Annotated in this window: 20 protein-coding genes; 7 read left to right on the top strand and 13 right to left on the bottom strand. The window is 68.7% G+C overall.

Features of this window, described 5'->3' with window-relative positions; translation table 11 throughout:
- The first annotated feature begins 69 nt into the window (after positions 1-69).
- Complete coding sequence (locus MRBLWO13_RS06170; protein WP_341977039.1) at positions 70-480, top strand: MmcQ/YjbR family DNA-binding protein; 411 nt, start codon at positions 70-72, stop codon at positions 478-480.
- A 3-nt stretch (positions 481-483) separates the two neighbouring features.
- Here MRBLWO13_RS06170 and MRBLWO13_RS06175 read toward each other — a convergent pair whose 3' ends face one another.
- The 3 genes from MRBLWO13_RS06175 to MRBLWO13_RS06185 are packed head-to-tail and all read right to left on the bottom strand — an operon-like array spanning position 484 to position 2,239.
- Positions 484-1,146 (bottom strand): hypothetical protein, encoded by a 663-nt coding sequence (locus MRBLWO13_RS06175; protein WP_341977041.1) that lies wholly within the window; start codon positions 1,144-1,146, stop codon positions 484-486.
- Positions 1,143-1,607 (bottom strand): MarR family transcriptional regulator, encoded by a 465-nt coding sequence (locus MRBLWO13_RS06180; RefSeq protein WP_341977043.1) that lies wholly within the window; start codon positions 1,605-1,607, stop codon positions 1,143-1,145. The genes MRBLWO13_RS06175 and MRBLWO13_RS06180 overlap by 4 nt, the downstream gene beginning before the upstream one ends.
- 41 nt (positions 1,608-1,648) lie before the next feature.
- Positions 1,649-2,239, bottom strand: a complete 591-nt coding sequence (locus tag MRBLWO13_RS06185) for a hypothetical protein (RefSeq protein WP_341977045.1) — start codon at positions 2,237-2,239, stop codon at positions 1,649-1,651.
- A gap of 134 nt (positions 2,240-2,373) precedes the next feature.
- Between MRBLWO13_RS06185 and MRBLWO13_RS06190 the strand changes: the two genes are divergently transcribed.
- Both MRBLWO13_RS06190 and MRBLWO13_RS06195 read left to right on the top strand, forming a co-directional pair.
- Positions 2,374-3,606 carry a glycosyltransferase gene (locus tag MRBLWO13_RS06190; protein ID WP_341977047.1) on the top strand — a complete coding sequence of 411 codons (1,233 nt, stop codon included), beginning with the start codon at positions 2,374-2,376 and terminating at the stop codon, positions 3,604-3,606.
- 2 nt (positions 3,607-3,608) lie between these two features.
- Complete coding sequence (locus tag MRBLWO13_RS06195; protein ID WP_341977049.1) at positions 3,609-4,838, top strand: glycosyltransferase family 4 protein; 1,230 nt, start codon at positions 3,609-3,611, stop codon at positions 4,836-4,838.
- On the opposite strand, the gene MRBLWO13_RS06200 is transcribed toward MRBLWO13_RS06195, so the two are convergent.
- The 5 genes from MRBLWO13_RS06200 to MRBLWO13_RS06220 are packed head-to-tail and all read right to left on the bottom strand — an operon-like array spanning position 4,823 to position 9,213.
- A complete protein-coding gene (locus MRBLWO13_RS06200; protein ID WP_341977051.1) occupies positions 4,823-5,320 on the bottom strand; it encodes a hypothetical protein in 498 nt (165 codons plus the stop codon). The two genes, MRBLWO13_RS06195 and MRBLWO13_RS06200, sit on opposite strands and share 16 nt — an antisense overlap.
- Positions 5,321-5,360: 40 nt before the next feature.
- Positions 5,361-5,996, bottom strand: a complete 636-nt coding sequence (locus MRBLWO13_RS06205) for a LysE family translocator (RefSeq protein WP_341977053.1) — start codon at positions 5,994-5,996, stop codon at positions 5,361-5,363.
- Between the two features lie 23 nt (positions 5,997-6,019).
- Entirely contained in the window at positions 6,020-7,336 is a 1,317-nt protein-coding gene (locus tag MRBLWO13_RS06210; RefSeq protein ID WP_341977055.1) for a formimidoylglutamate deiminase, read from the bottom strand.
- Positions 7,333-8,535, bottom strand: coding sequence for an allantoate amidohydrolase (locus MRBLWO13_RS06215; RefSeq protein WP_341977057.1), 1,203 nt, complete (start codon positions 8,533-8,535; stop codon positions 7,333-7,335). The genes MRBLWO13_RS06210 and MRBLWO13_RS06215 overlap by 4 nt, the downstream gene beginning before the upstream one ends.
- Before the next feature lie 9 nt (positions 8,536-8,544).
- A complete protein-coding gene (locus MRBLWO13_RS06220; RefSeq protein WP_341977059.1) occupies positions 8,545-9,213 on the bottom strand; it encodes a helix-turn-helix domain-containing protein in 669 nt (222 codons plus the stop codon).
- A 128-nt stretch (positions 9,214-9,341) separates the two neighbouring features.
- Between MRBLWO13_RS06220 and MRBLWO13_RS06225 the strand changes: the two genes are divergently transcribed.
- Positions 9,342-9,914 carry a HutD family protein gene (locus MRBLWO13_RS06225; protein ID WP_341977061.1) on the top strand — a complete coding sequence of 191 codons (573 nt, stop codon included), beginning with the start codon at positions 9,342-9,344 and terminating at the stop codon, positions 9,912-9,914.
- Here MRBLWO13_RS06225 and MRBLWO13_RS06230 read toward each other — a convergent pair.
- A complete protein-coding gene (locus tag MRBLWO13_RS06230; RefSeq protein WP_341977063.1) occupies positions 9,905-10,066 on the bottom strand; it encodes a hypothetical protein in 162 nt (53 codons plus the stop codon). The two genes, MRBLWO13_RS06225 and MRBLWO13_RS06230, sit on opposite strands and share 10 nt — an antisense overlap.
- A gap of 87 nt (positions 10,067-10,153) precedes the next feature.
- Here MRBLWO13_RS06230 and MRBLWO13_RS06235 point away from each other — a divergent pair, with 87 nt between their 5' ends.
- Positions 10,154-11,128: a helix-turn-helix domain-containing protein gene (locus MRBLWO13_RS06235; protein ID WP_341977065.1), complete on the top strand. Its 975-nt coding sequence runs from the start codon at positions 10,154-10,156 to the stop codon at positions 11,126-11,128.
- A gap of 34 nt (positions 11,129-11,162) precedes the next feature.
- Here MRBLWO13_RS06235 and MRBLWO13_RS06240 read toward each other — a convergent pair whose 3' ends face one another.
- Positions 11,163-13,040 (bottom strand): discoidin domain-containing protein, encoded by a 1,878-nt coding sequence (locus MRBLWO13_RS06240; protein ID WP_341977067.1) that lies wholly within the window; start codon positions 13,038-13,040, stop codon positions 11,163-11,165.
- Between the two features lie 106 nt (positions 13,041-13,146).
- Complete coding sequence (locus tag MRBLWO13_RS06245; protein ID WP_341977069.1) at positions 13,147-13,854, bottom strand: NRDE family protein; 708 nt, start codon at positions 13,852-13,854, stop codon at positions 13,147-13,149.
- 122 nt (positions 13,855-13,976) lie between these two features.
- Between MRBLWO13_RS06245 and coaBC the strand changes: the two genes are divergently transcribed.
- On the top strand, positions 13,977-15,194 hold the full coding sequence (coaBC, locus tag MRBLWO13_RS06250) for a bifunctional phosphopantothenoylcysteine decarboxylase/phosphopantothenate--cysteine ligase CoaBC (RefSeq protein WP_341977071.1): 1,218 nt from the start codon (positions 13,977-13,979) through the stop codon (positions 15,192-15,194).
- Between the two features lie 36 nt (positions 15,195-15,230).
- On the top strand, positions 15,231-17,432 hold the full coding sequence (locus tag MRBLWO13_RS06255; protein WP_341977073.1) for an AAA family ATPase: 2,202 nt from the start codon (positions 15,231-15,233) through the stop codon (positions 17,430-17,432).
- Between the two features lie 73 nt (positions 17,433-17,505).
- On the opposite strand, the gene MRBLWO13_RS06260 is transcribed toward MRBLWO13_RS06255, so the two are convergent.
- Positions 17,506-18,093, bottom strand: coding sequence for a nitroreductase family protein (locus MRBLWO13_RS06260; protein ID WP_341977075.1), 588 nt, complete (start codon positions 18,091-18,093; stop codon positions 17,506-17,508).
- A 102-nt stretch (positions 18,094-18,195) separates the two neighbouring features.
- A complete protein-coding gene (locus MRBLWO13_RS06265; RefSeq protein ID WP_341977076.1) occupies positions 18,196-18,798 on the bottom strand; it encodes a TetR family transcriptional regulator in 603 nt (200 codons plus the stop codon).
- Between the last annotated feature and the right edge of the window lie 25 nt (positions 18,799-18,823).

An 18,823-nucleotide genomic window follows, 5' to 3' on the forward strand; every position in this document is an offset into this window, starting at 1 on the left:
ATGCATTTCTGACCTCGCACGGGCCGGGAGGTGCTTGTGACGGTCGCCGGCCTGGAGGACGATGGCGGGATGGCGACGATCGAGGACGTGCGCGAGATCGCACTCGCGCTTCCCGGCGTCGAGGAACGGATCAACGGCCACACCGGTGAGCCCGCCTGGCGTGCGGTGAAGGGCGACATCGCCTGGTTGCGCGGACCGAGTGCCCGGGATCTCGCCCAGCTGGCCGCCCTCGACCGTGACTGGCCGCCCGGCCCAGTGCTCGGTGTCCGCGTCGCGAGTGTGGAGGAGAAGGAAGCCCTGCTCGCGGCCGAGCCGGAGATCTTCTTCACGATCCCGCATTTCGACGGCTACCCCGCCCTGCTCGTGCACCTCGAGGGCGTCGATCGGGAGCGGCTGGCCGAGATCATCGACGACGCCTGGCTGGTGCGCGCTCCGGTCAAGGCGGCGAAGGCCTGGCTCGCGGAGCGCGGGCTGGAGTGAGGGTCAGTCCGCGATCAGGAAGGGCCGCGCCGCATCGAGGAAGGCGCGCGGGTCGTCGGCCCACAGGCGGATGCTCGTGACCTGGTGCTCTCCGCCCTTCGGCGCCAGCCCGGGGAGGCGCACGACGAAAGGACGCTCGAGTTCGATCTCGAGATTCGTCTCGTTCTGCATCCGCTCTGCGTACTCGGCGCCGGCCTCCGTCTCGGTGATCCGAGGCTGCTTCGGCTCGTCGACCCGGCGACTGATCGCGACCGAGGCGATCACCTCCCAGGGGACAGGCACGTCAATCTCGAGCCCACTGCGCACCCGGATGCCGTCCGGTCCGACCGTGTGCGGACGCATCAGCATCGCGAAGAGGTAGCCGAGCATCCAGGTGACGCCCCAGATTCCCAGGATCAGCATCGTGATCCGCACGACAGGCCATTGGTGCACGATCAGGTCGAAGATCGGGATCTCGACCGCGGAGAGGCCGATGAAGATGAACAGGATGGTGAGCACGGGGCGGTGATAGCCGATGCCGGTGGCGCCGGCGGGGATCGCGGGGCGCCGCACGATCGCGCGACCGATGCTCGAGTAAACGCGCAGCTCGGCGATGAGGGCGCGATGCAGCATGTTCAGCACGCGTGCGGTGCGAGAGGGGGCGGCCGTGCGCGTCTGGGTCGTCATGGCAGCGCCCTCACGGTATCCGCCTGCGCCGCGGCATCCGTCACCAGGGTCTGCAGATGCGTTGCGATCGCGATGATCCCGCGCTCCACCGCGGCGAGATCCGCCGGTGCGACAGCGGCGACCAGGGTCGCGTTGAGCTCGTCGTGCTCCTGCTGCATCCGGGTCATGGTCTCGGTGGCATCCGCAGTCAACTGCACCAGCACGGCACGGCGGTCGGTCGGATGCGGTGCCCGGCGCACATGCCCGGTCGCCTCGAGTGCGTCGACGAGGCCGGTGATGTTGCGCGGGCTGACCTCGAGGATTTGCGCGAGGGCCTGCTGCGTCGACGGCCCGGCGTGCTGCAGCACCCAGAGCAGGTGCACCCGCGCCGGGGTGAGTCCGGTGCCCTCGAACGCGCGTGCCATGTCCTTCTGGAACAGGTCGGCGATCTGGAGCAGGCGGTCCAGCAGCAGGGGCGTCATATTGTTACCCTACTACATGATTACCCTTCTTCATTAAATACTCAGGCCGGGTCGAGCCTCAGGACGTCGGGGGATTCCCCGCCGGTCACGTCGTCGGCGACCCGGATGCTGCGGGCGAGGTCATCCAAAGCGCCCATCAACGTGCCGAAGCGCTCGCGATCGCTGCAGATCGCGGTGAGCGTGACGAGATGCGTGCCGGTGTCCCAGGTGTACGAGGCGAACGGCGGCGACGCCGGCGTCTGCGGCACCGGCACGACCAGCTTCTCGCCCACGCCGAGACTGCTGCTGCGGAACGATTCGGTGTCGTCGTAGTCCATCGGCATCGACGCCCGCGCGATCCGCAGATCCGGAGTCAGGGCCTGCGCGGTCGCCATCGCGACGATCAGGTCGGGCTCGGCCTTCCAGGTCCACACCAGCACCCGGCCATCAGCCCGCTTCATGAGCAGCGGCGCCGCCTGGCTCATCGCCCACGCGCCGAACTTCGACCCGGGTCGCTCGACCGCACCCATCGCGCCGTTCATCTGACTCAGCAGCATCCGGATCGCCGCCTTGCGATGCCGGCGTCCCTTCCAGCCCAACGAATCGGTCACGGGGATCCACAGCGCGGCATCGGCGTCGGAGGTCAGTCGCATACCCCCACGGTACGCGGAGAACGGATGCGGAGGCTGGGGGCGCCGGAATGGCGGGGCGGCGCGAACAGGCCCCTCGGGTAGAGTGGCCAGCGCCCCGACCAGGGCTTCCCTTGGCCGCCGTACCGTAAGGCAGCATGTCTGTGACCTCCTCCGACGATCCGATCGACTCGATCGCCCCGTCGAGTGCCCCCACCCCCGGACGCCCTCTGAAGATCGTGCTCGGCTGTGACACCTTCGCTCCCGACATCAACGGTGCCGCCCGCTTCGCCGAGCGTCTCGCCGCCGGTCTCGTCCAGCGGGGCCACGAGGTGCACGTCGCCGCCCCCAACCAGGCGTATCGCCGCGCCCAGCCGCGCACCGAGGTGGTCGAAGGCGAGCCGATGACCCTGCACCGGTTGCCGTCGGTGCGTTGGCCTCCTCATGACTGGCTGCGTTTCGTCTGGCCGTGGCGCGCGAAGCACTATGCGCGCAAGGTGCTCGATCGGGTGCAGCCCGACGTCGTGCACATCCAGTCGCACATCATCATCGGCCGCGGTCTTGCCAGGATCGCCCAGGAGCGCGGCATCCCGGTGATCGCGACGAACCACGTGATGGCCGAGAATCTCCTCGACCACTCGATCTTCCCCGACGTCGTCGACCGCAACATCGTGAAGTTTGCCTGGGCCGATGGGCGTCGCACCTTCGGGGGCGCCCGCGCCGTCACCACGCCGACCCGCCGTGCCGCGGACTTCCTCGAGCGCACGATCGGCATCGAAGGCGTGATCCCGATCAGCTGCGGCATCGACCGCAATCAGTACACGCCGGTGATCGGCGTGCGCGAGAAGAACCGCGTGGTCTTCGTCGGGAGACTCACTGCGGAGAAGCAGATCGACGTCATCCTCAAGGCGATCGCATCGCTCGACCCGACTCTCGAGGTCACCTTCGACATCGTCGGCGGTGGCGATCAGCGCAAGGCTCTCGAACACCTCGCCGCTCAGCTCGGGCTCGCCGATCGCGTCGTCTTCCACGGGCGCATCGATGACGCCGAACTGCGGGCGCTGCTGTCCAGGGCGTCCGTGTTCGCGATCGCGTCGATCGCCGAACTGCAGTCGATCGCCACGATGGAGGCGATGGCCTCGGCGCTCCCGATCGTCGCCGCCGATGCGGTCGCTCTCCCGCACCTCGTGCACGACGGCGAGAACGGGTACCTCTTCCAGCCGGGCGACGTCGCAGAGCTGACCGCTCGCCTGACCGACGTGATGACGGCAGAGCCCGCTGAGTACGAGCGGATGCAGCAGGCATCGCTCGACGGTGTCGCGATCCACGACATCAACCGCACCCTCGACACCTTCGAGGCGTTGTACCGCGACGAGCCGCTGCCCGCGTAATCATGCACATCGTCTTCTTCGGCGATCAGCACCTGGACTCGCTCGGCGGTGCGCAGGTGTCGATGCGGCTGCAGCGCGAGTTCCTGGAGCGTGCCGGTCACACGGTGACGGTCGTCGCGCCGCGGATGCACGGACAGCGATCCGGTGCCGTCGATGCGGCGTACCTGGATCTGCCGTCGGTGCCGATCACGCTGGACCGCGAATACTCGATGAGCTGGCCAGGACGCCGCACCGACCGATTCCTCGATCGTGCGCTCAGGCATCGCCCGCCCGCCGATCTCGTGCACGTGCAGGCCGACTTCTGGGGCGCCTTCGTCGGTCATCGCTACGCCCACCGGCACGGCATCCCGGTGGTGCACACGATGCACAACCGCGTCGATGTCGGCATCGCCGCGGTGACGCCGCTGCATCGCCCGGTGCTCGCGGCGTTGAATGCCTGGCGGCGCCGCGCCTTGCGCGGAATCGGCGCACCGGTCTCGGGCAGCGACGGCTGGGCGTACCTGCGCGGTCTCGCGGTCGGTGCCGCCGCGGTGACCGCCCCCTCGACGCATTTCGCCCACCGCCTCGAGCAGAACGGCGTCTTCGAATCGGTCGACATCGTCTGGAACGGAATCGATGACGACGTGCGGGCCGCCACCCTCACTGCGGCCCCCGCCGAGCGAGCGCCGGGACGGCCGCGCTTCATCTGGCTGGGACGGATGAGCCCGGAGAAACGGCTGCTCCCGTTCCTGGAGGCCTTCGTGGCCTCTGGGGTGGATGCGGAGCTGGAGATCATCGGCGGTGGCGCGCAGCGGACGGCCGCCGAGAAGATCGTCGCCGGGCAGCCGAACGTGCGCTTCGCCGGCCGGCTCACCTACCCGCAGACGCTGGCGCGCATCGCCGCGGCCGACGCGCTGGTGCAGACGTCGATCGGCTTCGAGACGCAGGGGATGACGCCGTTCGAGGCCGCGACCCTGGGAACGCCTTCGGTGATCAGCGACCCCGACATCGCGGCGGAGCTGGGTGGCGGACTCTGGGCTGTTCCGGATGCCTCGTCGAGTTCAGCAGCCGAGCGGGAAGCCCAGCGTGCGGCAGCGCTCGCCGAGACGCTGCGGCGCGCGGCATCCGACATCGCCGAAGGCACTGCGCCCATGCCCCTGCCGGACGTGGCCGAGGCATTCCTGCAGTCGTCCCGCACGGCGGCGATGATCGAGATCTACGAGCGAGTGCTCGCCGCTCAGATGAACCGGTAGAAGAACGTCGCGATCCACGCGACCGCGGTGCCGACGATGCCGCTGCCAGCGATGCCGATGGCGATCCCGGCGAGGATGTGCGGAGCGGGACGACGCAGGGCCACGATCCCGAGGACTAGTGCGGCGGCATATCCGATCACCGAGATCAGGCCGCTGGCGCTCGTGATGATCTCGACGAAGACGGTGCCGATGCCGACGGTGTACACGAGCGGAATCGCCAGTGTTCCCAGGAGCCCGATGCCGAAGGTGATCAGCGCGATGAGGAACGCGGCCCTGCCGAGCGCATTGCCGGACGCCGCGGGCGGCTGCGCGCCATAGGTCGGGTGGGTCGGATAGGTCGGGTGAGCGGGCTGAGGCTGGCCGGCCAGGGGAGAGCCCGGCTGCGGAGGGGCCGGCGGATAGGCGGGCTGCGGTGTCGCGGGCGGGTACCTGTGGTCGCCCGAGGCGTACGGGGAAACGGGGGGCTGCTGAGGGTCGCTCATGCGACGAGCGTAGTCCGCTGCCCTGGCCGGTGGGCCTTCATCAGCTCTTCGCACCGGTCAGCGCGAGGGTGCCGCCGAGTCCGATCATCATCACGCCGCCGGTCCCGGACAGCGCAGAGATTCGTCGGGGCGACCGGGCGAACCAGGTGCGCGCGGTTCCGGCAGCGAGCGCCCAAACGCTGTCGCAGACGAGTGCGAGCGCTTGGAAGGTCAGCCCGAGCAGCAGCAACTGCATCCATACCGGCCCGGCGGCGGCGTCGACGAACTGGGGAAGGACGGCGACGAAGAACGCGATCGTCTTCGGGTTCGTCAGGCCGACGATGAACCCCTGCAGGAGCAGCTTCACGGCCGACGTCGGAGCATTTCCGATCGCACCGGTCGAGTGGTCGTTGCGGTGCCTGATCGCCTGGATGCCGAGCCAGACCAGGTAGAGCGCTCCGACGATCTTGATCACCGTGAACGCGACGACGGACGACGCCACGATGGCGCCGACCCCGAATGCCACGGCGAGGACGGCCGGAACGGTGCCGAGCGCGTTCCCGATCACACTGAGCACTCCCGCTCGGCGGCCGAGGGCGATCGATCGGCCGATGACGAACAGCACGCTCGGGCCGGGGATCACGATGATCACGACAGCGGTGACGAGGAACGCCAGCAGGTTGTCGAGCGGGATCATGAATCGACGATATACCCGAGGTTTCACCCGTGCGTTCGGGCATCCTCCCCGAACAGGGACGAGATCGAGCGTGCGAGGCGCGCGGCGGTCGCGTGCGCATCGATCGGGATGGGATGCCCGCCGATGATCACGCGGCGCACGTCTGATGCCGTCGCCGTGAGGGGAAGCTGCTCCGCTCGACTGCCTGACGTGCGAAGGGACATCGTGTCGAGCTCGACGAGGTCGAGGGGTCCGCCCACGCGCGCTGCGGGTGCCAGGCCGAGTGAGGAATAGCCACCCGCCGACCCGATGCTCCACAGGGTGGCCGGCGCGATGCGACCGCGCTGGAGCGACCGCAGGCGCTCGCCGGCCTCCAAGCCGCGCAGCTCCAGGAGGGGGTCGACGACGGCGTTCTGATCCGAGCCGACCGCGAGTTTCGCTCCGGCGACGGTGAGTTCGGTCGCCGGCCCGATGCCGTCGCCGAGGTCGGCCTCGGTGGTGGGACAGAAGACGGCGTGAACGCCCGCGTCGCCGAGCAGCCGGATGTCGTTCTCGGTGAGGTGCGTCGCGTGAACCGCGGAGAGGCGCGGCGCCAGGAGTCCCTCGGCGGCGAGCAGCTCTGTGGGCGTGCGACCGTACGCCGCCACGCAGGCCTCGTTCTCGGCCGGCTGCTCCGAGAGATGGATGTGCAATGGCACGTCGGCGGGGAGCTCGCGCGCGATGCGGGCGATCTCCTCCCGGGGGACGGCCCGCACGGAATGCACGGCTGCTCCCAGGGTGACCAACGGCGCGCGGTCGGCCAGGGCATCGCGCAACGCGTGCCAGCGACACAGCCATGACGCGGCATTCCCATCGCCGAAGCGCGCCTGCTCCGGAGAGAGCGGGGTGCCGATCCCGCCGGTCAGGTAGCACGTGTCCAGCAGCACGAGGCGGATGCCGGCATCCGTCGCCGCATCCGCGAGGGCGAGCTCCATCGCATGGTTCTCATAGGGGGTGCCGTCCGGCCGATGGTGGACGTAGTGGAATTCGCCGACCGCGGTCCACCCCGACGCCACCATCTCGGCGAAGACGCCGGTGGCGAGTTCGCGGTAGTTGCCGGGGTCGAGCCGTCCGGCGGCCCGGTACATGAGCTCGCGCCACGTCCAGAACGAACCGGACTCGTGCGTGCGACCGCGCAACGCACGGTGGAACGCGTGCGAATGTGCGTTCGCGAAGCCCGGGGCGGCGAGATCGAGCCGGAGAGCGTCGGCCGGCGCTTCGGTCGTCGTCTCGGAGAGCACCGTACCCGCGTCATCCGCCTCGAACAGCACCCCGCGCTCGACGACGCCGTCGCGGATCAGTCGATCGACCCAGACCTTCACGCCAGCTCCTCGATCGTGCGCACGAGCGCGTCGACCCCTGCCTCCACAGCCGCGTCATCCGCGCCCTCCTCCGGTGCGTGCGAGACGCCGGAGGGATTGCGCACGAACAGCATCGCGGTCGGCACGTGAGCGGCGAGAACGCCGGCGTCGTGACCGGCGCCGGTCGGCAGCACTGGAACGTTCCCGAGCGTCGCGGCGATGCGATCGCGCAGCGCGGGATCGAAGCGCACCTCGCCGCTGTACGACTCCTCGACGACGCTGGCAGTGCAGCCCTCGGCCGCGGCCGCGTCGATGACGGCCTGCTCGACCTCGGCGATGATGTCGCGGGTGTCGCGCTCGGAATCGGCGCGCACGTCCAGCCAGGCGGACACTCGAGAAGCGATGACGTTCGTGCCGCCGGGGACCGGCTCGATGCGGCCGATCGTGGCGCGTGATCCCGCGCGTCGTGACGCGGCCCTGCGGGCCGCGAGCACAGCTTCGGCGGCGGCGAGCATCGGGTCGCGTCGATCGGTGATCTCGGTGGTGCCGGCATGGTTGCCCTGGCCGCGCACGTCGATCCGCCATCTGCCGTGCTCCAGGATCGAGGAGCCGACGGCCACCGGAGCATCCATGTCGATGAGCCCCTTGCCCTGTTCGACGTGCAGCTCGACGAACATGCCGATCCGGCTGAGCGCCTCGGCGTCTCGTCCTGGGGTCGGCAGGCCGGCTGCGCGGGCGACATCGGCGAAGCGGTTGCCGCCGGCGTCCTTCAGGTCTCCCGCCCGCTCGACCGAGATCGCGCCGCTGAGCAGCCGCGAGCCGAGGCACGCGATACCGAAGCGCGAGCCCTCCTCTTCGGCGAAGACGGTGACCGCGAACGGTCGGTTCGGCACGAAGCCCCGCTGCTGCAGTCGTCCGACGGCGGCGAGAGCGCTCACCACGCCGAGGGGGCCGTCGTGCGCGCCGCCACCGGGCACGGAGTCGAGATGGCTGCCCGTCACGAAGGCATCGGGGCCGGGCTCACCCCACCACGCCCACAGGTTGCCGTTGCGATCGGGGATCACGTTCAGTCCGAGACGCTGTGCGCGCTCGATGAACCAGTCGCGCAGGTCGTGCTCGGCAGCATCGAAGACGTGCCGGGAGTATCCGCCGCGGTGGGGGTCGCGACCGGTGTCCTCGATCTCGCCGAGGAGCCGGAGTGCGCCGAAATCGTTCGTCATCAGTTTCTCCTACTGCTTCTCGAGGGTGGTGCCGTTGGTGAGCCCGGCCGAGAGTCGGTGGGCGGCCGCCGCCAGCAGCAGTCCGCACTGCTCTGCCGATTGCGGCGTCACACGGTAGCTGGGCACCAGGATGCTGAGTGCGGCGATGATGCGGTCGGAGGCCATCACCGGTGCGGCGATCGCTGTCACGTCGCGTTCGATGCCCCGCTCGACGATCACGTATCCCGATTCCGGCGTCTGCCCGCGAAGGGCGAGCCCGGCCGCCGACCCGTCGAGCGGAATCGTGCGGCCCACCCAGGTCGTGTGCCGAACGGAATGCGACCCCTCGACGATGCTGATGTAGAGGGCGGATGCCGCGTGACCCTCCACGCTCAGGTACACGGATTCGCCGGTGGCCTCTTCGAGACCGACCATCTCGTCGTGGCAGATGGTGATGAGCGATTCGTGGCCGAGCGCCTGCGCGCCGAGCTGCATCAGTCGTGATCCCGCTCGGTAGGTCGCCTCGTCATCGCGCCGCACGAATCCGGTCGCCTCCAGAGTGCGCAGCAGACGCAGCGCGGTACTGGGGGAGAGGTCCACGGCGCGGGATGCCTCGGCGAGGGTGGCGCTGCCCCGGTCGCAGACGATCGCGAGCAGTGAGAGTGCGCGTTCGACGGTGCGGGTGGACTGTTCGCTCATGTGTCTCCGGATCGACTTCTTCGACGATGAGAACGGGGGACGTCTCCGCAGTGTTCTCGAAGTATTGCCATTAGACAAAATACACGTGCCACTAGATGAAATCAAAGGATCATGCTTAGAGTGTGTGCGTGAGCACTTCAGCCATGCACGTGATCCGCCCGAGTGGGGTGGTGCCGACCCCTTGGGCGAACGGGCTCGGTACGACCAGAGAACTCGCCCGCGACGACAACGGCGCCTGGCGGCTCAGCCTGGCCGACATCGGCACCGAGGCCGAGTTCTCATCGCTGCCAGGGATCGACCGGCTTCTCATCGTGCTCTCGGGAAGTGTCGCCCTGCGGATGGATGGCGTCGAGCGCGAACTCGGACCCGGTGACTTCGTGGAGTTCGCCGGCGAAGCGGCCGTCTCGGGGCGAGCGCTCACCATCGGGGCCACGGACGTCAACCTGATGGTGTCGCGCGATGCGGTGCGCTACGAGTTCTGGATAGAGGGGCCCGGGCGGCGGGTCGCTCTGCCGACCCTGCCCGACGAGTTCGTCGTGCTGCTCGGCGACGGCCGGACTGCGGCCGGCGAGCAGCTGGAGCGAGGGACCGTGCTGCGTGGAGGTGCCGCGTCTCCCAACGCAGCTTCCGTCGTCTTCACCGAGGACATCCGAATCTGCCGGGTGCGCCTCAGCGCATCGGCCGAGAGCGTTCAGCGGTAGACGTGTCCGGACTCGGCCTGGTGCAGTGAGTCGCGACCGGCGACGCGGCTCCAGTCGGTGGCTGTCGGACGGTAACCGTCGCGGCGGACTTCGAGGACGGTCGCGACGGTCGCCCAGGCGGCGATGGCGATGAGTGCGATGAGGAGTATCATGGCAGTAACGCTACGGTCGAAGCCGTTCCGCCACGAGTGGCGGAAATGACTATGATCGTTCGAAAACTGCCAAGCATGGGAGAACGCATGAAAACGGTTGCCTGCGTGGTTCAAGATGGCTTCGCCCCGTTCGAGTTCGGTGTCGCCTGCGAGGCTTTCGGTCTGGACCGTTCGGATGACGGCGTGCCGAACTTCGACTTCCGGATCGTCACGCCGCGGCCGGGCGTCGTGCAGTCGAAGATCGGCTTCTCGATCAATGTCGAGCACGACCTCTCGTTCGCATATGAAGCAGACCTCGTCGTCTTCTGCCCGATCCCGCGGGACTACTGGGGCAAGATCGACCCGCTCCTTCTCGATCTCGCTCGCGACGCGGTCGCCCGCGAGGCCTGGGTGCTCACCGTGTGCAGCGGCTCGTTCATCCTCGCGGCCGCCGGTGTTCTGGACGGCCGCCGGGCGACGACGCACTGGATGTACGCCGACGTCATGGCATCGATGTACCCGCAGATCGACGTCGATCCTGACGTGCTGTTCGTGCAGGACGGCCGCATCATCACCAGCGCCGGCACCGCCGCCGGACTCGACGCCTGTCTCCACCTGCTGCGCCAGGAGCTCGGTGCCGAGGTGACGAACCGGATCGCCCGCCGCATGGTGGTGCCCCCGCAGCGCGACGGTGGTCAGGCGCAGTACATCGACCGACCGATCCCCGTCGTCGAGAGCGACTCGCTCGCGAGCGTTGCCGACTGGGCCGTCGAGCATCTCAAGGATGACCTCGCCGTCGACCTGCTCGCCGCCAAGGCGCTGATGTCGCCGCGCACCTTCGCCCGGCGGTTCAAGGCGGAGTACGGCGCGACACCGGCGGCCTGGCTCGCGCGGCAGCGCATCATCCACGCGCAGCGGATGCTGGAGCGCACCGACTTCGGGCTCGACCAGATCGCCGAGGAGTGCGGCTTCGGTTCGGCCGCGGTGCTGCGGCAGAACTTCGCCCGTGTGCTCGCCGTGACGCCGACCGCTTACCGCGCCCGCTTCTCGTGTGCAGACGAAGAACGGATGCCGGCGGCCTGATCGCCCGCCGGCATCCGTTCTGGTCGTCGGTTCTCTAGCTGCAGTTCATCGACCCCGCGCGCAGTGCGTGACCGTCGGTCTCGCCGTCATCCGCCCACACGACGGCACGCGAGCCGCTGACGCACTGCGGAGCGAGCGCGAAGCCCTCGTTGTTGAGGTTCGGCATGCCGGACGGGCGGTCGTTGTGCGCGACCACCGTGAAAGCGCCGGCGGTGACCTTGAGAGCGGCGAGTCCGCCGTCGCAGGTGTCATCGCAGACACTCCACAGCGTCTTCGTGCTCGGGTCGTACTCCAGCTCCATCACGCTCGCCAGGCCCGACGTGAACTTCGCGATGCGAGTGAAGCTCGAGCTTCCCTGGTTGAGTGCGTAGGCGTACACGTCGCTGGTCTCCTCGACGCCGACGAAGAACAGGCCGGTGCCGTGGTTCGCGTAATTCGCGGGGTTGTACGCCGAGCCGGTGCTCTGGTCGACCAATCCGGCGGCGGTGAGGTCGGCATCCGGAATCCAGGCGATGGACTCCAGGCCGTCGTTCGATCCCACCGACGGAATGTCGCTCGTGAGGTTCCACTCGCGGCTGGCCGGGATCGTGCCGGTGCCGCTCGTCGCGTACTTCAGGACCGACAGGCGGCTGGTGCTCTTGCTCGCCGCGTTGCGCTCGGAGGCCACGAAGACGTCGCTGCCGACCACGGTCACGCCCTCGGCATCCACCGTTCCCGAGCCAGTGGGGAAGCGCAGCGTGCGCCCGCCCGACCAGCCGGAGGAGGGTGCCCAGTTCGCACCCTGCTTCGTGAGGCGGTGGAGTGTGCCGCTGCCGTTGTTGACCGCCCACAGCACCGTGCCGTCGTCGGAGAAGGAGAGACCGCTCATGTCGGTGCCGAAGGTGCCGGATGCATCGACCGTCGAGATCGATGAGCTGCCGGGCCAGGGGCCGTCCGTCGGCTCGGTGGGGTTGCCGCCGCCGGGGGTGCCGGCGGTGCCGTAGGCCTCGAGTTCGAAGAGCGAGTAACCGTAGGCAGTGCCGCGCTCGGTGGCGTTGATTCGGAGGTAGCGGCCGGTGCCGTTGAGGGCGGTGTGCTCGTCGGTTCCGCCGTTGCCGGCGGTCTCGGCCTTGAGCGGCGTCCAGGTGGTGCCGTCATTCGACATCTCGATGGTGTACTTCTTGGCGTACGCGGCCTCCCACTTGAGGACGACCTTGTTCACCTTCGCGCCGGTGCCGAGGTCGACTCGGATCCACTGCGGTGCGGCGCCTTCGACGCTGGCCCAGCGGGTCGTCGCGTTCGCATCGACCGCCTTGCCGGCCTCGTGGCCTGCGGCCTCGACCGAGGAGGCCGTGACCGGCTTGCCCGTGGTGATCAGCGTGTCGGTGGGGTTCGGGGTCGGCGTCGGAGTGGGGGTCGGCGTCGGGGTCGGCGTGCTGATGACGCCGGCGGTGCCGTACGCCTCGACCTCGAAGAGCGAGTAGCCGTAGCTGGTGGCGCGCTCGGTGCCGTAGACGCGCAGGTAGCGGCCAGTGCCGTTCAGTCCGGTGTGCTCGTCGGTTCCGCCGTCGCTCGCGGCCTCGTGCGTAAGGGTCGTCCAGGTGGAGCCGTCGGCGGACATCTGCACGTCGTAGTCGGAGGCGAACGCGGCTTCCCAGTTCAGGACGACCCGGTCGACCGTGGAGCCCGCGCCGAGGTCGACCTGCACCCACTGGTTGTCGACGCCCTCGGTGCTCGCCCAGCGCGTGGTCGCGTTGCCGTCGAACGCCCGGGACGCCTCGAAGCCTGCTCCTTCGGTGGTGGAGGACGATGACGGACGATTCTTCGAGATCAGGGTGGGCGTATCGGCCTGTGCGGACATGGCCACGATGCCGGTGAGGGGGATGGCGATGGCGGCGGCCAGAAGGCCGAGAAGTGGTCTACGTTGACGCATGATTCCTCCGGTGAAGGTTATTAGGAAATCTTCTTTACAAAGATCATGCATCGAGGCGCACGGTATGCGCAATGGTCAAGAACGGAGGAGCCGCGGTTCTTCCGGGTCAGGAAGAGGCTGCCCAGTGCCCGGGCGAGGGCAGGGTGACGTCGCGCACGTCGATTCCGTCAGGCGTCACGGATGCCGTGCAGTACAGCAGTGACTGCGTCGGATAGCCGTGCGGTCGGTTGTCGCGGATGATCGCCCTGTCATCTTCCGGGGGGAGCTGCGCACTCCTGGCGAGCAGGTCGATCCACGGCCGGGCCCAGTCGGTATCGCTCTCCGGGCGGCTCAGAGCCTGGAACTCCGGGAGCCATGCGGCGATCCGCGGGGTCGCGTCGTCGTCGAGGTCGTCGTGCGCGATCATGTGCACGCCGGCGGAAACCGGGGTCTCACGAAGATCCGCACCGTCCCAGGAGAGGACGCGGGCGGCATCGGGGCCGACCTCGAGCAGGTTGAAGCCGTGCATCGGCAGGGGCGCGGCCGGTGACCGTCCGACCACGGACTCGAGCGCGAGCGATCCGCGGGAGAGCACCTGATCCTCCGGAAGACCGAGGACGTCGGCCCGATTGAGCAGCACAGCCAGTCGGCGTTCCGCGGGGTTCGCGGCGAGCCAGGCACCGCCGGCGCGGCGATCCCGGATGCCGATGACGCCCGGGTACCGCTCGGGCCACCAGGCGCCGAGCGAATCCCACTCCCGCTGCGGGTCCTCATCGCGTACGGCGAGGAGGTGGGCCGTACCGGCATCCGCGATGTCAATGATGACCGTGCACACACCGTCAGTCTAAGAGCGAGCCATCGCTTCACAGAGCGCAAACGCACCAATCCTCGTCCGATATCGAGCCGTTTGCGCTCTCTGAAGGCCCCGGTCGCCCTGCAGTCAGGCAGAATCGAACCGTGAACATCGTCGTCGGAGTCACCGGTGGCATCGCCGCCTACAAGACGGTGCACCTGGTGCGCCTCCTCACCAAAGCCGGGCACGAGGTGACGGTGATCCCCACGGAGGATGCGCTGCGCTTCGTCGGCCTCCCCACCTGGGAGGCGATCAGTCGGCATCCGGTGACGACGAGCGTGCACGAGGACGTCGCCAAGGTGCGTCACGTGGCCCTCGGCCAGGCGGCCGAGCTGGTGATCGTCGCACCGGCGACGGCGAACACGATCGCGAAGATGACGGCCGGGCTCGCCGACGACCTGCTGGGCACCACGCTGCTCGCGACCGTCGCGCCCGTCGTGATCGCCCCGGCGATGCATGCCGAGATGTGGCAGCATCCGGCGACGCAGGCGAACATCGCGACCCTGCGTGAGCGCGGTGTGCGCATCGTCGGACCTGCCGACGGCGAGCTGGCCGGCGGCGACAGCGGACCCGGGCGGATGTCGGAGCCGGAGGAGATCTTCGCGGCGGCGCTCGCCGCGATCACGCCTGGTGATCTCGACGGTCGCCGCATCGCCGTCTCTGCGGGCGGTACCAGGGAGCCGATCGATCCGGTGCGCTATCTCGGCAACCGTTCCAGCGGCCGGCAGGGGGTCGCCCTCGCGGTGGAAGCCGCCGAGCGCGGTGCCGAGGTGGTACTGGTCGCGGCGAACGTGTCGCACGATGTGCTCGCGGCGGCGCAGCATCCCCGAATCCGGGTCGTCGGTGTCGGTGCGGCGGCCGAACTCGGTGCCGCCATGCGCGAAGCGGCCGCGGAATCCGATGTCGTCGTGATGGCGGCGGCAGTCGCGGACTACCGGCCGGCCGAGGTCGCCGAGCACAAGCTCACCAAGGAATCGGGGCCTCTGACCTCGATCGAACTCGTCGAGAACGAGGACATCGTGGCCGGGCTCGTGCGTGACCGTCGAGCAGGGCAGGTTGTCGTCGGGTTCGCGGCGGAGACTCCGGAGGCAGGCGGCGGGGTCGACGACGCCGAGCTGATGGAGCGCGCGCGTCGCAAGCAACAGCGCAAAGGAGTCGATCTCCTGGTGGTGAACGAGGTCGGCTGGGACCGCGGGTTCGAGGCAGCGGAGAACGCCGTACGCATTCTCGGATCCGGCGGCGCGGTCGTCGGTTCTGCCGCCGGGTCGAAGAGAGAGGTCGCCCGAGCGATCTGGGACGCCGTGGTAAAGTTGAGTCAATAAGACTCAACTTTTAAGGAGATTCCTCAGGAGGAAGAAATGGCCAACCCCGCACAGGAAGATCAGCGGTCCGCACTCGAGCAGTTCGGAATCAATCTCACCGACCGCGCCCGGCAGGGCAAGCTCGACCCGGTCATCGGACGAGACAGCGAGATCCGTCGGGTGAGCCAGGTGCTCACACGGCGAACCAAGAACAACCCCGTTCTCATCGGTGAGCCGGGCGTCGGCAAGACCGCCGTCGTCGAGGGGCTCGCCCAGCGCATCGTCGCCGGCGACGTCGCCGAATCGCTCAAGGACAAAGAACTCGTCTCGCTCGACATCTCCGCTCTCGTCGCCGGAGCCATGTACCGCGGCCAGTTCGAGGAGCGCCTGAAGAGCGTGCTCAAAGAGATCACCGAGTCCGAGGGCAAGGTCATCACCTTCATCGACGAGCTGCACGTGCTGATGGGTGCGGGCGGCGGCGAGGGGTCGGTCGCGGCATCCAACATGCTCAAGCCGATGCTGGCTCGCGGTGAGCTGCGCATGATCGGCGCCACGACCCTCAACGAGTACCGGGAGTTCATCGAGAAGGATGCTGCGCTCGAGCGCCGCTTCCAGCAGGTGTACGTCGGCGAGCCCAGCGTCGAAGACACGATCGCGATCCTGCGCGGGCTCAAGGGCCGTTACGAGGCGCACCACGGCGTGACCATCTCGGACAGTGCGCTCGTCGCCTCGGCGGCGTTGTCGAACCGGTATCTGCCCAGTCGCCAACTGCCCGACAAGGCCATCGACCTGATCGACGAGTCCATGTCGCGGTTGAAGATGGAGATCGACTCCTCGCCCGTCGAGATCGACCAGCTCAAGCGGCAGGTCGATCGGATGCGCCTGGAAGAGCTCGCGCTGAAGAGGGAGAAGGATGCCGCGTCGAAGGAGCGGCTGAGCACTCTGCGTGAGCAGCTCTCCACGATGGAGAAGGAACTGGCCGCGCTGGAGGAGCGCTGGGCGCGCGAGCGTCAGGGCCTCAACCGGGTCGGCGACCTGAAGAAGCAGCTCGACGATGCGATCACGCAGCGCGACCTCGCGATGCGCGAGGCCGACTACACGCGCGCGTCCAAGCTCGAGTACGAGACGATCAAGCGCCTCGAGCGTGACATCGCCGAGGCGGAGCAGGCGGAGGCCGCGACGTCGACCGAGGGCCGGATGGTCAACGAGCAGGTCACCGACGAAGACATCGCCGCGGTGATCGCAGCATGGACCGGCATCCCGGTCGGCCGGCTGCTGCAGGGCGAGAGCGAGAAGCTGCTGCACCTGGAGTCCGAGCTCGGCAAGCGCCTCATCGGACAGAAAGAGGCCGTGAGAGCGGTGTCGGATGCGGTGCGCCGCTCGCGCGCCGGCATCAGCGACCCCGGTCGTCCGACCGGCTCGTTCCTGTTCCTCGGCCCCACCGGTGTCGGAAAGACCGAGCTCGCCAAGGCTCTGGCCGAGTTCCTGTTCGATGACGAGCACGCCATGGTGCGCATCGACATGTCGGAGTACGGCGAGAAGCACTCAGTCTCGCGCCTGGTCGGGGCTCCTCCCGGGTACGTCGGCTACGAGCAGGGCGGTCAGCTCACCGAGGCCGTGCGGCGTCGCCCGTACAGCGTGATCCTGCTCGACGAGGTCGAGAAGGCGCATCCGGAGGTCTTCGACGTCCTGCTGCAGGTGCTCGACGACGGGCGCCTGACCGACGGTCAGGGGCGCACGGTCGACTTCTCGAACGTCATCCTGATCCTCACCAGCAACATCGGGTCTCCCATCCTCATCGACCCGGCGCTGTCGCTGGAGGTGAAGCGCGACGCCGTCATGACGCTCGTGCGGCAGTCGTTCCGCCCCGAGTTCCTGAACCGGCTGGATGACATCGTCATGTTCCAGGCGCTGTCGGAGGATGACCTCGCCCAGATCGTCGAGCTCTCCGTCGACCAGCTGCAGAAGCGGTTGCACGACCGCCGCCTCGCGCTGGCGGTCACCCCCGATGCGCGGACGTGGCTCGCCGAGCGCGGCTACGACCCGATGTTCGGTGCGCGTCCGCTGCGTCGCCTCATCCAGTCCGAAGTGCAGAACAAGCTCGCGACGGCGCTGCTGTCCGGCAGTGTGCACGACGGCGACACAGTGCGGGTGGACATCGCGGCGGACGGCTCGGGCCTGGTGCTCACAGCGGCGCCCGCGACGGTCGAAGACGCGGGGGACGACGACGTGATCGAGGCGGAGCTGCTCGAGGACTGAGACGACGGATGCCGCGGCATTTCTGCCGCGGCATCCGAAGTCGTGCTCGCCGGGAAAAGCGCCGGCGGGGGTGTCAGGCGCTGAGGATGACGGTCTCGTCGATCGCGCGGCGCACGCGCGGGGCGGTCTCGCCCTGCTGGATGCCCTCGGGAAGAGCCTCGGCATCGCCGAGTTCACCGATGGCGATGACCGTGGTGGCGGCGAAGCGCGGGGGGAGGTCGGCGAACTCGCGGACGACCTCGGGGTCGAAGCCGCTCATCTGGTGCACGAGCAGGCCGTCGTGGTGGGCCTGCACCGAAAGGTGAGCGACAGCCTGGCCGAGGTCGTAGACCGCGTGGCTGATCGCCGTGCCGTCTTCGGCTTCCGTCTCGGCGACGGCGACGATGAGTACGGCGGCGTGAGGAGCCCACAGCTGGTTGAACTCGACGAGAGAGTCGACGACCTGCGCGTGCAGCGCGGTGCCACGGCGGGCGATGATGAAGCGCCACGGCTGCAGGTTGTAGGCGGAGGGGCTCCAGCGGGCTGCCTCGAGGGCTGCGGAGAGCTTGGTTTCGTCGATCGTCGAGTCGGCGTCGAAGGCGCGCGGGCTCCAGCGCCCGGCGAGGACGTCGAGGACGTCGTGCTCGGTCGGGGCGGTGCGGTCGATGATGGGAGTGCTCACAGAAGTGCCTTTCGGATGGAGTCGATCGGACTCCATCGTCCGGGTACCTCAGGACCAACCGATTCATTCGCATGCATATTCCCGCGAATTTCGGATCGCTGCTCAGGCGTGGGTCGGGCACCCCAGCTGCTCGGCGACCGCGCGCATCGCCGCTGCCGCCTTCGGTACCGTCATCAGCGCGTTGCCGCCGACGATGTGCAAGCCATAGGCGTCTTCGAGGGCGACGAAAGTCATCGCGAGCTGCTCGTCGTCGAGTCGCGGGGCGAAGACGCCCGTCGAGCGTCCGTGGGCGATCACGCCGCGGTAGGTCTCGAGCTGGCGCAGGTACAGCTTCTGCACCAGCTCGTCGTGCAGGGCCGAGTTGCCGGCGAGCACATCGAACTCGTAGAGCAGGCTCATCAGGGCGTCATCCGGCCCGTCCGGCAGGCCGGCGTCGATGGCGGCGCCGAACTGCTCCCGAGGGTCTTCGATCTCGGCCAGCACCGCGTCTCGCTCATCGCAGAATCTCTGGATGCCGGCGGCATGCGCCTCGACGAGGAGGGCGTCGAGGTCCTCGTAGTAGTACAGGATCGCGCCGCGGGTGAGTCCGGCGGCCGCAGCGACATCCGTCAGCGACAGCGACCGGAGCCCGTGCTCCCGGCCCGCGGCGTAGGTCGCGTCGATGAGGGCTGCGCGGCGTTCTTCCTGTCGTCGTGGTCGCGCCATTCCTTGACACTACCCGAGGAGAGTG

The sequence above is a fragment of the Microbacterium sp. LWO13-1.2 genome, assembly GCF_038397725.1.
In the GTDB taxonomy this organism is placed as follows: Bacteria; Actinomycetota; Actinomycetes; order Actinomycetales; family Microbacteriaceae; genus Microbacterium.

What these genes read in the sequence shown, in the direction of transcription:
- MRBLWO13_RS06180 (WP_341977043.1), bottom strand. Translation starts at nt 1,607, where the DNA reads ATGACGCCCCTGCTGCTGGACCGCCTGCTCCAGATCGCCGACCTGTTC.
- MRBLWO13_RS06170 (WP_341977039.1), top strand. Translation starts at nt 70, where the DNA reads ATGGCGACGATCGAGGACGTGCGCGAGATCGCACTCGCGCTTCCCGGC.
- MRBLWO13_RS06230 (WP_341977063.1), bottom strand. Translation starts at nt 10,066, where the DNA reads ATGATACTCCTCATCGCACTCATCGCCATCGCCGCCTGGGCGACCGTC.
- MRBLWO13_RS06240 (WP_341977067.1), bottom strand. Translation starts at nt 13,040, where the DNA reads ATGCGTCAACGTAGACCACTTCTCGGCCTTCTGGCCGCCGCCATCGCC.
- MRBLWO13_RS06255 (WP_341977073.1), top strand. Translation starts at nt 15,231, where the DNA reads ATGGCCAACCCCGCACAGGAAGATCAGCGGTCCGCACTCGAGCAGTTC.
- MRBLWO13_RS06185 (WP_341977045.1), bottom strand. Translation starts at nt 2,239, where the DNA reads ATGCGACTGACCTCCGACGCCGATGCCGCGCTGTGGATCCCCGTGACC.
- MRBLWO13_RS06215 (WP_341977057.1), bottom strand. Translation starts at nt 8,535, where the DNA reads ATGACGAACGATTTCGGCGCACTCCGGCTCCTCGGCGAGATCGAGGAC.
- MRBLWO13_RS06235 (WP_341977065.1), top strand. Translation starts at nt 10,154, where the DNA reads ATGAAAACGGTTGCCTGCGTGGTTCAAGATGGCTTCGCCCCGTTCGAG.
- MRBLWO13_RS06195 (WP_341977049.1), top strand. Translation starts at nt 3,609, where the DNA reads ATGCACATCGTCTTCTTCGGCGATCAGCACCTGGACTCGCTCGGCGGT.
- MRBLWO13_RS06265 (WP_341977076.1), bottom strand. Translation starts at nt 18,798, where the DNA reads ATGGCGCGACCACGACGACAGGAAGAACGCCGCGCAGCCCTCATCGAC.
- MRBLWO13_RS06200 (WP_341977051.1), bottom strand. Translation starts at nt 5,320, where the DNA reads ATGAGCGACCCTCAGCAGCCCCCCGTTTCCCCGTACGCCTCGGGCGAC.
- MRBLWO13_RS06220 (WP_341977059.1), bottom strand. Translation starts at nt 9,213, where the DNA reads ATGAGCGAACAGTCCACCCGCACCGTCGAACGCGCACTCTCACTGCTC.
- MRBLWO13_RS06205 (WP_341977053.1), bottom strand. Translation starts at nt 5,996, where the DNA reads ATGATCCCGCTCGACAACCTGCTGGCGTTCCTCGTCACCGCTGTCGTG.
- MRBLWO13_RS06190 (WP_341977047.1), top strand. Translation starts at nt 2,374, where the DNA reads ATGTCTGTGACCTCCTCCGACGATCCGATCGACTCGATCGCCCCGTCG.
- MRBLWO13_RS06175 (WP_341977041.1), bottom strand. Translation starts at nt 1,146, where the DNA reads ATGACGACCCAGACGCGCACGGCCGCCCCCTCTCGCACCGCACGCGTG.